The following is a 13,356-nucleotide window of genomic DNA, read 5'->3' as shown; positions in this document are numbered from 1 at the left end:
CAGCTAAAAAATGTGTTTGCAAACTTACTTATTAAAAGCGTATTTTTAATCAAATTATTAATGTGAAAATATTTGTAAGTTTCTTTTTGGCCCTAATCATCGTTTTGTTAGTGCTGTACTTTATTGGTCCAAAACCATCAAAGCCTAATTATGCAACCAAGCTGCCAAATGTTCCAGAACTCGCGGCCTTAAATAATTATGTTTCGTTACAGGAAGCAAAATACAAGGTGAAACCGGGTAATGAAGCTGAGATTGTATGGGCCGATAGCTCAAAACAAGAGCAAACGGAGTATGCGGTCGTTTATCTGCATGGTTTTTCGGCTTCCAAAGCAGAAGGAAACCCCGCTTATAATTATCTGGCCAAATCGTTAAATGCCAATATGTATTTAGCTCGCTTGGCCGACCATGGCTTAGACACCATCGCACCTATGGAGTTCTTTACGGCAGATCGGTTATGGGAAAGCGGAAAACAAGCCTATGCAATTGGTCAGAAATTAGGAAAAAAAGTAATCTTAGTGGGTACCTCAACAGGGGGAAGCTTGGCCTTACAATTAGCAGCTACCTATCCCGAAATCAATAGTTTAGTATTGATGTCGCCCAATATCGCCATTAACGACAGTAAGGCGTGGCTACTCAACAACCCATGGGGATTGCAAATTGCCAGACAAGTAACAGGCGGAAATGAGCGGCGAGTAGACGGCAAAAGCCCGCTGTATAAGAAATTTTGGTACACAAACTATCGGCTTGAATCGGTCGTTCAGTTAGAGGAGCTTTTGGAAAGCAGTATGAATACAGAACTTTTTAATAAAGTTAAGCAACCCGTGCTCATGCTCTATTATTACAAAAGTGAGACCGAACAAGATCCCGTAGTACGGGTTGATGCGATGTTAAAAATGTTTGATGAACTCGGTACTCCGCTAAAAGACAAGCAAAAAGTTGCACTGCCAAAAACCGGCAACCATGTAATTGGGTCAGCTATTACTTCAAAAGATATTAAAGGGGTTGAAAAAGCAATGAACAAATTTATTGCTGCCCGGTTAAAGGGCAAGTCATGAAGTATTCCTTTCAAGCAAAAATTTATCAAATAGGTATCAATTGGGCGGTTGATGTTCCTAGAGATATCTCGCAGAAAATGACTCCCGAAAAAGGATATATCAGGGTAAAAGGGCAAATTAACCGTTTTGATTTTACACAAACCTTAGTACCCGTAAAAAATGCACCCTACCGGCTTTTTGTGAATCTAATCATGATGAAAGGTGGTAAAACCGCAGTTGGAGAAATAGCAGTGTTTGAAATTGAACAAAACCATACGCATGTTGACAAAATGTATCCTATGCCAAAGTTGTTGGCCGATGCCCTTCAACATCACGAGTTGACAAAGGATTTCAACCACTTATCCCCAACCAGAATAAAAGACATCTTGAAATATTTATCCTATGTAAAAACTGAAGAAACTATGAAGAAAAATATTGACAAGGTAATTCTTCAATTAAAAAACAAAGAAAAGAATACTCGAATACCTTAAAAATTATGCTTTCATGGCTTTACTCGGACAAGCGAAATCTGTTCTTTTAAGGCTCGTTTCCTTAATTGCTCCATAACCGCCGGCAATATCAATCACATTTTCAATTCCACGCGCTTTTAAAATGGAAGCTGCAATCATTGAACGGTATCCACCTGCGCAATGGATATAATAAGTTTCTTTTGGATTTAAAGCACTAGTCCACTCGTTGATATAATCTAGCGGGCGCGTTAAGGTATTTTCTAAATGTTCTGCTTCATACTCCCCTGGCTTACGCACATCAAGGGCATTTAGGGTTTCATTTGCATTTACAGCAGCCTCAAATTGAGCAGCAGAAATGGATACTATATGATCTACCTCGTTTCCTGAAGCTTCCCAAGCCACAACACCACCCTTAAGATAACCGATAGTATTATCGTAACCTACCCTTGCCAAACGGGTAATGGTTTCTTCTTCCTTGCCTTCCTCAGTAACCAGTAAAATTTCCTGCTTCAAATCGCTGATCAAAGCGCCCACCCATGGGGCAAATTGACCGTTCAAACCTACATTGATCGAATTAGGAATAAACGCTTTCGCAAAAACCTGTGGATCTCTGGTATCCAGTATCAAGGCTCCGGTTAAATTCGCTAAGTTTTCAAATTCGGCAGGCGACAGCGCTACCAGTCCTTTCTTATACACATCATCTATGCTTTCATAGCCCATTTTATTCATGGCCACGTTCTGGGCAAAATATTGCGGAGGCGGAAGAATTCCCTCAGTTACTTCTTTAATAAACTGTTCTTTTGAACTTGCCTTTAAAGCATAATTTACTTCCTTTTGATGCCCAAGTGTATCAAATGTCTCCTTACTCATATTTTTACCACATGCAGATCCTGCACCGTGAGCTGGGTAAACAATTACCTCATCTGCTAAAGGTTTGATCTTATTGCTTAGTGAATCATAAAGCATCCCTGCCAGATCATTCATCGTTAACTCCCCTTTTTGCGCTAAATCCGGTCTACCCACATCACCAATAAACAAAGTGTCGCCAGTAAAAATACAATGATCTTTCCCGTTCTCATCGGTCAATAAATAGGTAGTAGATTCGAGCGTATGCCCTGGAGTGTGAAGTACGGTAATAGTGAGCTGTCCGATTTTAAATTGCTCGCCATCTTTGGCAATATGAGATTTGAAATCTGTTTTCGCCGTCGGTCCATACACAATTGTAGCACCCGATTTCTCCGCTAAATCTACATGGCCTGAAACAAAGTCCGCATGGAAATGTGTCTCGAAAATATATTTTATAATTGCTCCATTTTGCGCAGCCTTTTTCAAATAAGGCGTCACCTCACGTAGCGGATCAATAATAGCTGCTTCTCCATTACTTTCTATGTAATAAGCCGCCTCTGCTAAACATCCTGTATATATTTGTTCTATTTTCATTTTATGCGTATCAAGACTTGAATTACAAAAATAAGGTAAATCTTATAGTAAGTGACATGATATTCATCACAATTGTGTTTTTTTATCCAACAGTCTATTGGCTAAGCTCTCCCGCAATCGACACTTCCATTAATCGTTTAACTTCTTTAATCGGCAATTTTTGTCCCATTAAAAACATTAATTTCGTTACGGTAGCTTCAAAAGTCATATCATAGCCACTTAAAACGCCCATTTCCTGGAGTTTTCTACTCGTTTCGTACACGCCTAATTGTACAGATCCACCCTTACATTGAGAAATGTCTACAATAATTTTATCTTGTGCAATTGCTCGTTCTAAACACGCTATAAACCATGGAGCCGTTGTCGTATTCCCCGAACCAAAAGCTTCCAAAACAATGGCGTCGACCGCCGATTCTGTGATCGCTTTAACCGCTAATTCGGTGATGCCAGGATACATTTTCAACACCCCAATATTGGCATTCAGATCTGTATGTATCTTAAATTTTTCAGTCGGATAAGGTAATATATAATTATGATAGAATGTTAAATTCACTCCCGCTTCTGCCAGGATCGAATAATTGGGAGATTGAAAGGCTTCGAATTTTTCAGAATTGTATTTGATAGATCGATTGCCTCTAAACAATTGATAATCAAAGTAAACACAAACCTCCGGAACCATTGCTTTATCACCACTCTTTGTTGCGGCAATTTCTAAAGCTGTAATTAAATTCTCCTTCGCATCTGTTCTAATCTCCCCAATTGGTAATTGAGAACCTGTTAAAACCACTGCCTTACCTAAATTCTGTAACATAAAGCTTAATGCAGAGGCCGTAAAGGACATTGTATCAGACCCATGCAAAATTACAAACCCATCATAAGCTTCGTATTTAGCTAAAATTAAATTCGCAAGCTCGGCCCAAACCGCTGGGTTCATATTAGAAGAATCTAAAATAGGGTCGAAAGAATGAACCGATAATTCATAATCCAAACGCGCCAATTCAGGGACATTTTCTTTAATCTGCGCAAAATCAAATGGAATTAGCGTTCCAGTTTTGGCATCGTTTACCATTCCAATGGTACCGCCGGTATAAATGATGAGAATTTTTGTCATGTTAATAACGCAAAGATAATTAGTTTTAGGCTTTTTAACACCGAGAACTAGGAGAATTCACAGAAAAAACAGAGCTGATTAATAACCATTTATTAATCTTTTAATCCCATCTCTTAATCTATAAACATTGAAATTTATAAGTAAACCCGTTTGATAGTTACCTAACTTCATATAGGTTAAGGCCTGAGCCAAATGAACATTATGTAATACTTCTACACTTTTAAGTTCCAGGATAACTTTGTTTTCTACCACTAAATCTATCCTATAACCACATTCTAATCTTACCTCTTCAAAAAAGATGGGTATAACTTTCTCCTTTTCGGTATTAAGTCCTTCTTTGATTAGTTTATAATATAAACATTCCTTATAAACATTTTCTAATAAACCAGGACCTAAAGCCGTATGCACTTCAATTGCAATCCCAATAATTCTTCTTGTTAGTAAATCTTCAGACATTCTGCAAATTACAAAATATCTATAATGCATTGAAAAACAATAAGTTAATTAACTGAAAATTAATAAACGACCCAACTCCAAGTTTCTCTGCGAAAGACTCTGCTCACTCTGTGGTTAAAAAATCTTTGCGGTTAAAATTGATAATTTATCTGCGTTAGATTCTATATTCCAAACACCTTCTTCGAGTTCTCCGTCGTGATATCAGCCACTTCTTCCAAGTTTAGCTGATAAATCTCGGCAACCTTTTGCGCGATATGAATCAAGTAGCTACTTTCATTAGGTTTACCTCGAAAGGGTACGGGCGCCAAATAGGGAGAATCTGTTTCCAGTACGATGTGTTCGATAGGTATATCATTCAAAACTAAATCCAGTCCAGCTTTCTTATACGTTACCACTCCCCCAATTCCCAAATAGAAATTCAGGTCAATCGCTTTCTTTGCCTGTTCCAAGTTTCCTGTAAAACAATGAAAAATACCCCTTAACTGTTCGCCTCTCTCCGACTCCAACACTTCAAAAACTTCATCAAATGCTTCGCGGCAATGGATTACAATAGGGAGGTTAAGGCTTTTAGCCCAGTAAATTTGCTGCCTAAATGCATCCTGTTGAATCTGCAAGGTAGTTTTGTCCCAATATAAGTCAATACCAATCTCACCAATGGCATAAACATTCCGACCTATTATACTCGCGTAAATCGCACCTAATTGTTCCTGGTAATCCTCTTTTACATCACAAGGGTGCAAACCTGCCATCGCAAAACAATTGTTAGGGTATCTGCTCACTAAATTATCAATCATTTCAATCGAGGCCGTATCAACATTTGGCAAAAAGAGCCTTTCAATGTGGTTCTCAAAGCACCTATTCATCAATTGCGCTTGCTTATCCGTATCGGTTTCGTAATAAAGATGCGTGTGGGTATCTGTTAAAAGCATGCACAAAAGTATCTATTCTTAATGGAAAAAGCATAAAAAAACCCCCGGGGTAAATCGGAGGTTCTCATTATAAGTTAAATATTATTGCGCAGCTGGTGCTGGTTCTACTGGTGGAGGCGGCATAGTTGTAGCCGGATTTCCTTTGATAATATTTTTCATCTCGATATCAAAAACAAGTGGGCTATATGGACCAATTGGACCACCACCTTGCTCACCATAACCTAATTTAGATGGCATAATAACAGTAATTTTACCGCCTTTACCAATCAGTTGTAAAGCCTCTACAAATCCTTTAGCAATGCCTTCCGACAAAGGAATTGGAGTTGGAGCAAATTGCTTCATAGGATTAGGAGTCATTGTTTTTTCAGCGATAGCTTTTACACTTGTATCGAACACATTGTCCACACCAGATATTTTCTTGAAAGTTAACTTACCAGTATAATCAACTACTGCTGTATCTCCCCAAACTGGCTTCGGACCTGTTCCAGGTTCTAAAATTACATATTGTAAACCACTTGCAGTTGTTGTTACTTTAAGGTTATTATCCTCTGCATATTTTTTCATTTTAGCAGCTTCGCCAGCTTTTTTCTTATCTAAAGTAGCTTTGTAATCAGCAGTAAAAAACTCATTTGCTCTTTTCTGATAAACAGAATCAACCTCATTTGCCTTTTTGCTCAATACTTTTTGAATCTTTATAGTATAATTTAAATATTTTTGATCTTTAAACTGCTCTGGACGAGGTTGTTTGTTATAAAACACCATCGTGTCAATGTTTAATCTGAAAGTAACACTATCGCCTTCCCCAAAAAGTGTCAATACATCATTCATATCTCCGTCGTAAAGTTTTTTACCTACTGGAAAAATTCTTGATTGATCGTGGTCATAGGTAGCATCCATAATAGAATCTTTATCATTTCGTTGGATAAAGTCTATTTTAATAAAATCACCTTCCTTAATTTTTGTTGCACCCGCATCTTTATGCACGGTATACAGTAAGCCACCCTTACCTTTCTGTTCCTTATTACAAGCAGCTAAAACTGTTGATGCTGCTAAAAGAATTACTAAACTTTTTTTCATTATTTTATATTTGCTTTTTAATTGTCTTTTAAATGTCTATTTATTTTACTGTATTAATTGCGTTTTATACTCCGGTAATATTGCTTTAAAAGCTTCAATTGTTGAAGCTAAATCTTGCTCTGAAACGCCACCAGCTGCATTCCTGTGTCCCCCGCCGTCAAAGTATTTCTTACATATTTCGTTCGCAGGAAAATCCCCGGTTGAACGCAAAGATAATTTAACTTTATCAGTTCTTTCAATAATAAATGCAGCCAATTTAATTCCATTAATGGAGAGTGCATAATTTACAATCCCCTCCGTATCTCCGGTGGCAATTTGATAGTCTTTAAGCTCCTGTGCGTTTACGGAAATTATGGCCGTGTTAAACTCTCTGATAATTTCTAATTTATTAGTGAGGCAGTGCCCTAAAAAGCGAAGTCTGTTCTCCGACGCATTATCGTAAACCAATTGATGAATACGCCAATGTTCAGCGCCTAAATCTATCAGATCAGCAGCGATGCGATAGACTAAAGAGGTAGCCGAAGGGAAACGAAACGAGCCTGAATCGGTCATAATACCCGTATATAAACACGTAGCAACATCTTTATTAATCAATGCCACATCATCCAGTTCATTTACAATAAAGTCGTACACCAATTGCGCTGCCGCACAGGCATTGATGTTCCAATGTCTGAAATCATCGAAATCTTCGGGTTCCAAATGGTGATCAATCATCACTTTTATCGCCTCAGTTCCGCGAATATGTTCACCCAATTCGTTAATTCTACTAAGCGTATTAAAATCCAGGCAAAATATTATGGCCGCCTCATCCACTAATTGTAACGATTTATCTACCGCTTCCGTATAAACTATTACGTCTGAATTATTTGGCAGCCAGTGCAAAAAATCAGGGTAATCTGTCGGCGTAATAACCGATACATGGTGACCTTTTTGAATTAAATACGCATATAAACCCAAAGAAGAACCCATTGCATCGCCATCAGGCTTATGATGCGTGGTGATCACAATTTTCTGTGGAGTAGAAAGTAATGTTTTTAATTCGCTTAAGGATATCATATTTCGGACGCAAAGCTAATGATTTTAGGTAGACTTGCGAAGTTTTTATACATCTCGTTTAATTTAACTTCACAAGTTCTAGTAATTTATATTTTTTAAAACGTATTTTTGCAAAAAATTTGAAAATAAATAAGATGAGTACAAATAGAACATTTACCATGATTAAGCCAGATGCTGTTGCAAATGGTCACATCGGTGCTATCATTAACGACATTACAAATGCTGGTTTCAAAATCATTGCATTAAAATACACACAGTTAACAGCTGAAACTGCTGGAGAGTTTTATGCAGTTCACAAAGCACGTCCTTTTTACGGCGATTTAGTAAGCTTTATGTCTTCTGGACCAATTGTAGCGGCTATTTTAGAAAAAGACAATGCTATTGAGGATTTCAGAAAATTAATTGGCGCTACTAACCCAGCCGAAGCTGCTGAAGGAACTATCCGTCAGAAATATGCTAAATCTATTGACGCAAATGCAGTTCATGGATCAGACTCGGATGAAAACGCACAAATTGAGGGCGACTTCTTTTTCACTGCAGCTGAGAGATTTTAAAATAAACCGATCGATTAATCGTTTATTCAGTTCAAGAGTCATTTCGTTTGATCGAAATGACTTTTTTTTGGATTATTTAGTATATTTCGACCTTAAACCTAATTAAATAATGAAAATATTATTAATTGCAGCCACTATATCTTTAATCGGATTGACTGCAAGCGCACAAACTGCAAAAAAAACCATCCCTGCCAAAAAAACCGTCGTTAGTCCTGCTAAAAAACCAGCAGTAACTACTGTAAAAAAGCCCGTTGTAAAACCGCAGCCTTTTAAAACAAATCTCGATTCTGCCAGCTATGCTTTAGGTGTAAATGTTGGAAGCAGCTTTAAATCTGGCGGATTAAGTATGCTTAATTTTGACCTTTTAAACAAGGGAATCAGAGACGTTTTTGCGGGCGCTAACCCCACTTTAACCCAGCAGCAGTGTCAAGAGGCTATCCAAACACTTTTCGAGGGCTTCAGTAAAGAACGAGAAGAGCTTGCCAAGAAAAACGAAGAAATAGAAAAACAAAAGCATATGCCAACCATCAATGAAGGTGCTACCTTCTTAGCCCAAAACAAATCCAAAGAAGGGATCAAAAGCACTGAAAGTGGATTACAATATGAAGTAATTGTACCGGGCACAGGGGCTAAACCGACTGCAACAGACAGAGTAACCGTTCATTATAAGGGAACATTGTTAAGTGGCTTAGAATTCGATAGCTCTTATAAACGCGGAGAACCGGCAACGTTTGGCTTAAACCAAGTAATTTCGGGCTGGACAGAAGGTGTTCAATTAATGCAAGAAGGTGCGAAATACCGTTTCTTTATTCCATATAACCTTGCCTATGGCGGAAGGGGTGCAGGCGAGATTCCTCCCTTTAGCACGTTAATTTTTGAAATAGAGCTGATTAAAGTCGGCGGAGAATAGTTAAAACATTTCTCAATTCAGGTTTGTTCTTACCAAAAGATCAAATCTGAATTGTTATGAAAAAGTATATCCCATTATCAGCCATCGCCCTTGCATGTACCCTATTTGCTAGCTGCGATTTAATTGAAGGCATTTTTAAAGCGGGCGTTTGGACCGGCGTAATCGTTGTAGTTCTCGTAATAGCACTCGTTATCTGGTTAATCTCCAAAGTTTTTGGAGGGAGGGGATAATAGACGGTAATCCATTAGATTTATTAATTGAATATTACACTAAGTTTGTATTTAGAGAAACTTTAGTTATGTTTAAATTAACCCATTAAAATATGGCGATCTTTAAGCATGAGAAATCTTTTAATATTAATTCTTTTTTTATCGGCTGGGGCTCTCTATGGTCAAACAAATTTTACAATAAATGGGAGCGTGAAAAACACACCAGGCATAAAGGGTCTTTTAAAAGATGGAGATACGATCAAGCTTTCGTTAAGTACACTTGGCAAAACCTTCTCCGGGGTTGTCAAAGACAACACCTTTTCAATTTCTGGTAATATCGTCGAACCTGCTGTTGCCATGTTGCAGTTCAAAAGTTCCGGAGCCAAAATACTTGTTGATAACAGTACCTATACTGCGGAGATTACAAACGCGAAGGTAGGAGATGGTCTATATACCTACAACGCCAATATCACAACGGATTCCCAGTTTCACAATACCTGGTTTTCTTTTGTAGGTTCAACTAAAAAATTATACCGTCAAAAATCTGTTTTGGTGAATGAACTGGACTCTGCGGTAAACCATGAAGCCAAACAAAAGCTTAAAAATGAAATTAATAAAGTTGACTCGCTGATTAATGTGAGTTACAAAAATCTTGCATTAAACAATCCGGATAATCCTGCATCTGCTTATTTAATGAGTGCGGCACCAGATTTTTCTTATGCTGGATACATCGATAGCTATCGAAAATTAAGTTTCAAGGTTAAAAACAACTTTTTTGGCAAAGAACTTTATCAGAAGCTAAATTTAATCAAGGATCTTAAGGCTACAAATACTGCTGCCGGTACCGACAAAAAAAATAGTCTGTTTCCAGTTACGAATGTGATTGATACCGCAGGCAGCAACAAGGCGCTGGATTTGGATTTTTTCAAAGAAAGTAAGTTCACCTTAATAGAATTCTGGGCAAGTTGGTGTGCACCCTGCCGTCTCATTAACATCGACCTTAGAGCGAAAGAAAAAGAGTATTTACAAAAAGGTTTGAGAATTGTAGGCTTTTCCCTTGACAACCAAGTTAATCCATGGAAAAGCGCTATCGTAGCCGATAAAGTAAAGTGGGCAAATTATTCTGACCTCAAAGCTACTAACTCTCCGTTGGCTGTTTTCCTAAACTTAACCCAAATTCCTGCTAATGTAGTGATTGACAATAAGGGGGTTATCATTGCCAGAGATGTATATGGAGCTGATCTGGACAATCTTTTAAAATAGAGATGGAAGGTTTCTCAATTTTTATTACGTTCAACCCCCACCTTGACTAAATAATTTGCTAAATCTTTTAAACCAACCTCACTTACCGATCTGAATACGACTTTGCCTTTTGGGTCTATTAAGATACTGGTAGGGAATTGCTGAACCTTAAACTGTTTGGCAATTATACTTTTTCCCGCCTCCATATTGTCAAACAAATGATGCCAAGTCATACCGTATTTAGTGATAAGAGTTCTTAACTTATCCATATCAGCTGTCTTATCAAAGGCTACACTTACAAACGCTACATTTTGCTGATATTGGTGATATATATTTTTCAATTCCGGGATAGCCTTAATACATGGACCACACCAAGTACCCCAAAAGTCTATCAAAACATATTTTCCAAGATACTTTTTCAAAGAGAAAGACAAACCTGTCATTACATCTTTCCCCTCTATTGGAGGTGCGAGTGAATTGATTTCTCCACCGGATAAGTCATTTTTCTTAACGTAATTCAAAGACAGAACTAATTTAGCCATACCTGAATACAAATAACGATTATAGCCAATATCTATGGTATCTGTAGATAAATAGCTGTAAAGATGTTTGGAAAGTGACCCGGGAACTATCTTTTCAACGGATATCTTAAAAGAAGAATTTTTATATAGCTTGTTATAGTTAGAAATTTTTATCAAATACTTTTCCTTTTCTATAGTCACCTCTCCTGACCAATCTGGAAATGTTTTGAGCAGAGTAATATCTAGTGCCTTATCCTTTACTACTGAAAAATAGGAGTCGGGAACAGCCGTATCATAGGCATCGATCACCATTGTTACCCACGCATCTTTAATCACAATCCCATCAAAATAGCTAATCGCAACCTGAAGCTCTGGATAGACTTTTTTGGTATCTTTTAAATTAAAGCTGTATACTTTGTCGTCTGCGAAATCTCTATTATTATTGGCATCGACAATTACATATTTTAAGCCACTATCATCTAATCCCGTAACTACATAAATTAGGTTCTTTGGAATTTTTTGTTTTGATAAAAAAACAGTATCTATATTGTTGTTGCGCACAAACTTCGAAAACCAACCCGTCGACCGTTTTCCATCTAATACGTCATCAAACAAATTTTGTGAAGGATTGTAAGCGACTCTTCTCAAGCTCCATTTTGCAAATAATTTTGCTGGTACATTCTTAACAACAGTAGTATCCAATTGTCTTTTTAGTGATAGTTGTTCTCTATAAACCCCATCTTCCTTCAAAGAAACGTGTACTAGCTGTCCGTTTACTTTTCCTGTAAACGAAAGCATCATTACTATAGTAATTAATAGAAAATCTACTTTAAATGTTGACTTTTTCATGTCGGCGCTGCTTACAAAAAAACAATTTCCGTAATTACTTCCGAGCCGGCTCTTTCATTCAATTTCTGAATAATACCTGTGCGCACCATTAAAAGTTCGTTTTTAATTACAGAGGATTCTATACGGACAAATAGTTTCTTTTGGCTCACGTAAATTTGCGTTGTCCGATTGGCTATGGCAGTACCCATTAATTCTGGCCAAAAAGCTACTACGCCTGTTTCATCATACTTACCGCGCAGCCGGTATACTGCTAACATTTTGGTGATAGCGTCTTTTAAAAGGATATCATTTGGCTTACGCATGTTTTACCACCCCGCTTTCTACTTCAAACAAAGTTACTGCAACTTTAATGGTGTTAAAAACAGAAAGCACTCTTTCTTTTCCGGTATCCGTAATAAAAATTTGTCCAAAATCATGATGCGATACCATTTCCATTAGCTTGCGAACTCTCAAGTCGTCTAATTTATCAAAAATATCGTCGAGCAGCAAGATTGGTTTAAAACCTTTATGCTTTTGCAGATAAACATATTGCGCCAGCTTTAGTGCAATTAGAAATGATTTCTGCTGCCCTTGTGAGCCATACCTTTTTAAGGGCGAGTTGGCCAGTGTAAAAAGCAGATCATCCTTATGTATGCCCGTGGTGGTTCTTTCTAAAACCCGGTCCTTTTCTATCGTCTTACTAAGAAGCTCGTCAAACGGCTCCTCATTTAATTGAGACTGATAAGTTAATGCAACATTTTCGGCATCGTCACTTATAAAACTATAATGTTTATTAAAGAGCGGAATAAAGTCGAGCATAAATTGCTTTCTTTTCTCAAAAATCTTATTCCCCGAATTAATAAGCTGCGCATCTAAAATCTCCAGTAAAGAAACATCCAGCTTCCTAGTTAAAGCCACTTGCTTTAAAAGTGCATTTCGGTTCAATAAGTGCTTATTATAGGTAATCAGCTCATCCAGATAATAAGCATCCGTTTGCGAAATTACATTATCAATAAATCGGCGCCGTTCTTCACTCCCGTCCATCATAATGTTTACATCGTATGGAGAAATCATTACTAGCGGAAAAAGTCCGATATGATCGGCTAGCTTGTCATAATCCTTCTTATTTCTTTTAAATTGCTTTTTCTGATTTCGTTTTAACCCGCAGGAAATCTTTTCATTCTTCTCTTCCCGATCAAAATCTCCCTGAATCAAAAAGAGATCTTCATCACTTTTAATTTGATGGCTATCTATCGGATTAAAGTATCCTTTACATAAACACAGATAATGAATCGCATCTAATAAATTGGTTTTACCCGCACCATTGTTTCCTACAAAAGCATTAACTGTTTCTGCGAAGTTAAGTTCTGCGGACGCATAATTCTTGAAATTTAAAAGGGTAATGTTTTTTAACCACATAGTTTACCTACAAAGATAAACAAAATGAGACCTCTTTATTAAATAGTTACGAAAAGCAGTTGTTACTTTCGTTGAAAAACGTATTTTTGCAACTCAATTT

General features: G+C 37.3%; 15 protein-coding genes. 6 read left to right on the top strand and 9 right to left on the bottom strand.

Features of this window, described 5'->3' with window-relative positions; translation table 11 throughout:
- Positions 1 to 62 precede the first annotated feature (62 nt).
- Together BM207_RS16605 and BM207_RS16600 are read left to right on the top strand one after the other, a co-directional pair.
- Positions 63 to 1,055: an alpha/beta hydrolase gene (locus BM207_RS16605; RefSeq protein WP_090996974.1), complete on the top strand. Its 993-nt coding sequence runs from the start codon at positions 63 to 65 to the stop codon at positions 1,053 to 1,055.
- Positions 1,052 to 1,525 carry a DUF1905 domain-containing protein gene (locus BM207_RS16600; protein ID WP_090996971.1) on the top strand — a complete coding sequence of 158 codons (474 nt, stop codon included), beginning with the start codon at positions 1,052 to 1,054 and terminating at the stop codon, positions 1,523 to 1,525. Before BM207_RS16605 ends, BM207_RS16600 begins: the two co-directional genes overlap by 4 nt.
- A gap of 3 nt (positions 1,526 to 1,528) precedes the next feature.
- Here BM207_RS16600 and BM207_RS16595 read toward each other — a convergent pair whose 3' ends face one another.
- From BM207_RS16595 to BM207_RS16570, 6 genes are all read right to left on the bottom strand, one after another.
- The gene (locus BM207_RS16595) at positions 1,529 to 2,944 is read right to left on the bottom strand and encodes an MBL fold metallo-hydrolase (RefSeq protein ID WP_090996966.1); all 1,416 of its coding nucleotides are present in this window, start codon (positions 2,942 to 2,944) and stop codon (positions 1,529 to 1,531) included.
- 94 nt (positions 2,945 to 3,038) lie between these two features.
- Complete coding sequence (locus BM207_RS16590; protein WP_090996963.1) at positions 3,039 to 4,055, bottom strand: asparaginase; 1,017 nt, start codon at positions 4,053 to 4,055, stop codon at positions 3,039 to 3,041.
- Positions 4,056 to 4,133: 78 nt separating this feature from the next.
- A complete protein-coding gene (locus BM207_RS16585; RefSeq protein ID WP_090996961.1) occupies positions 4,134 to 4,511 on the bottom strand; it encodes a GxxExxY protein in 378 nt (125 codons plus the stop codon).
- A gap of 161 nt (positions 4,512 to 4,672) precedes the next feature.
- Positions 4,673 to 5,440 carry a TatD family hydrolase gene (locus tag BM207_RS16580; RefSeq protein ID WP_090996958.1) on the bottom strand — a complete coding sequence of 256 codons (768 nt, stop codon included), beginning with the start codon at positions 5,438 to 5,440 and terminating at the stop codon, positions 4,673 to 4,675.
- 81 nt (positions 5,441 to 5,521) lie between these two features.
- Positions 5,522 to 6,517, bottom strand: coding sequence for an FKBP-type peptidyl-prolyl cis-trans isomerase (locus BM207_RS16575; protein ID WP_090996955.1), 996 nt, complete (start codon positions 6,515 to 6,517; stop codon positions 5,522 to 5,524).
- Positions 6,518 to 6,562: 45 nt separating this feature from the next.
- Positions 6,563 to 7,573 (bottom strand): DHH family phosphoesterase, encoded by a 1,011-nt coding sequence (locus BM207_RS16570; protein ID WP_090996952.1) that lies wholly within the window; start codon positions 7,571 to 7,573, stop codon positions 6,563 to 6,565.
- Positions 7,574 to 7,707: 134 nt separating this feature from the next.
- Between BM207_RS16570 and BM207_RS16565 the strand changes: the two genes are divergently transcribed.
- The 4 genes from BM207_RS16565 (at position 7,708) to BM207_RS16555 (ending at position 10,509) form a co-directional block, all read left to right on the top strand.
- On the top strand, positions 7,708 to 8,127 hold the full coding sequence (locus BM207_RS16565) for a nucleoside-diphosphate kinase (RefSeq protein WP_090996949.1): 420 nt from the start codon (positions 7,708 to 7,710) through the stop codon (positions 8,125 to 8,127).
- A 109-nt stretch (positions 8,128 to 8,236) separates the two neighbouring features.
- A complete protein-coding gene (locus BM207_RS16560) occupies positions 8,237 to 9,037 on the top strand; it encodes a BamJ family beta-barrel-assembly machinery protein (RefSeq protein ID WP_090996946.1) in 801 nt (266 codons plus the stop codon).
- 56 nt (positions 9,038 to 9,093) lie between these two features.
- Positions 9,094 to 9,267 (top strand): hypothetical protein, encoded by a 174-nt coding sequence (locus BM207_RS19165; protein ID WP_177217150.1) that lies wholly within the window; start codon positions 9,094 to 9,096, stop codon positions 9,265 to 9,267.
- Between the two features lie 189 nt (positions 9,268 to 9,456).
- Entirely contained in the window at positions 9,457 to 10,509 is a 1,053-nt protein-coding gene (locus tag BM207_RS16555) for a TlpA family protein disulfide reductase (RefSeq protein WP_177217149.1), read from the top strand.
- Positions 10,510 to 10,523: 14 nt separating this feature from the next.
- On the opposite strand, the gene BM207_RS16550 is transcribed toward BM207_RS16555, so the two are convergent.
- From BM207_RS16550 to recF, 3 genes are read right to left on the bottom strand one after another with little or no spacing between them, the layout of a single operon-like run.
- Positions 10,524 to 11,858 carry a TlpA family protein disulfide reductase gene (locus BM207_RS16550; protein ID WP_090996940.1) on the bottom strand — a complete coding sequence of 445 codons (1,335 nt, stop codon included), beginning with the start codon at positions 11,856 to 11,858 and terminating at the stop codon, positions 10,524 to 10,526.
- A gap of 11 nt (positions 11,859 to 11,869) precedes the next feature.
- Positions 11,870 to 12,160 (bottom strand): DciA family protein, encoded by a 291-nt coding sequence (locus BM207_RS16545; RefSeq protein ID WP_090996937.1) that lies wholly within the window; start codon positions 12,158 to 12,160, stop codon positions 11,870 to 11,872.
- Complete coding sequence (recF, locus tag BM207_RS16540; protein WP_090996933.1) at positions 12,153 to 13,256, bottom strand: DNA replication/repair protein RecF; 1,104 nt, start codon at positions 13,254 to 13,256, stop codon at positions 12,153 to 12,155. Before recF ends, BM207_RS16545 begins: the two co-directional genes overlap by 8 nt.
- Between the last annotated feature and the right edge of the window lie 100 nt (positions 13,257 to 13,356).

Source organism: Pedobacter insulae (assembly GCF_900113525.1).
Classification (GTDB): Bacteria; Bacteroidota; Bacteroidia; order Sphingobacteriales; family Sphingobacteriaceae; genus Pedobacter; species Pedobacter insulae.
This window is presented reverse-complemented; position numbering and strand designations above follow the sequence as displayed.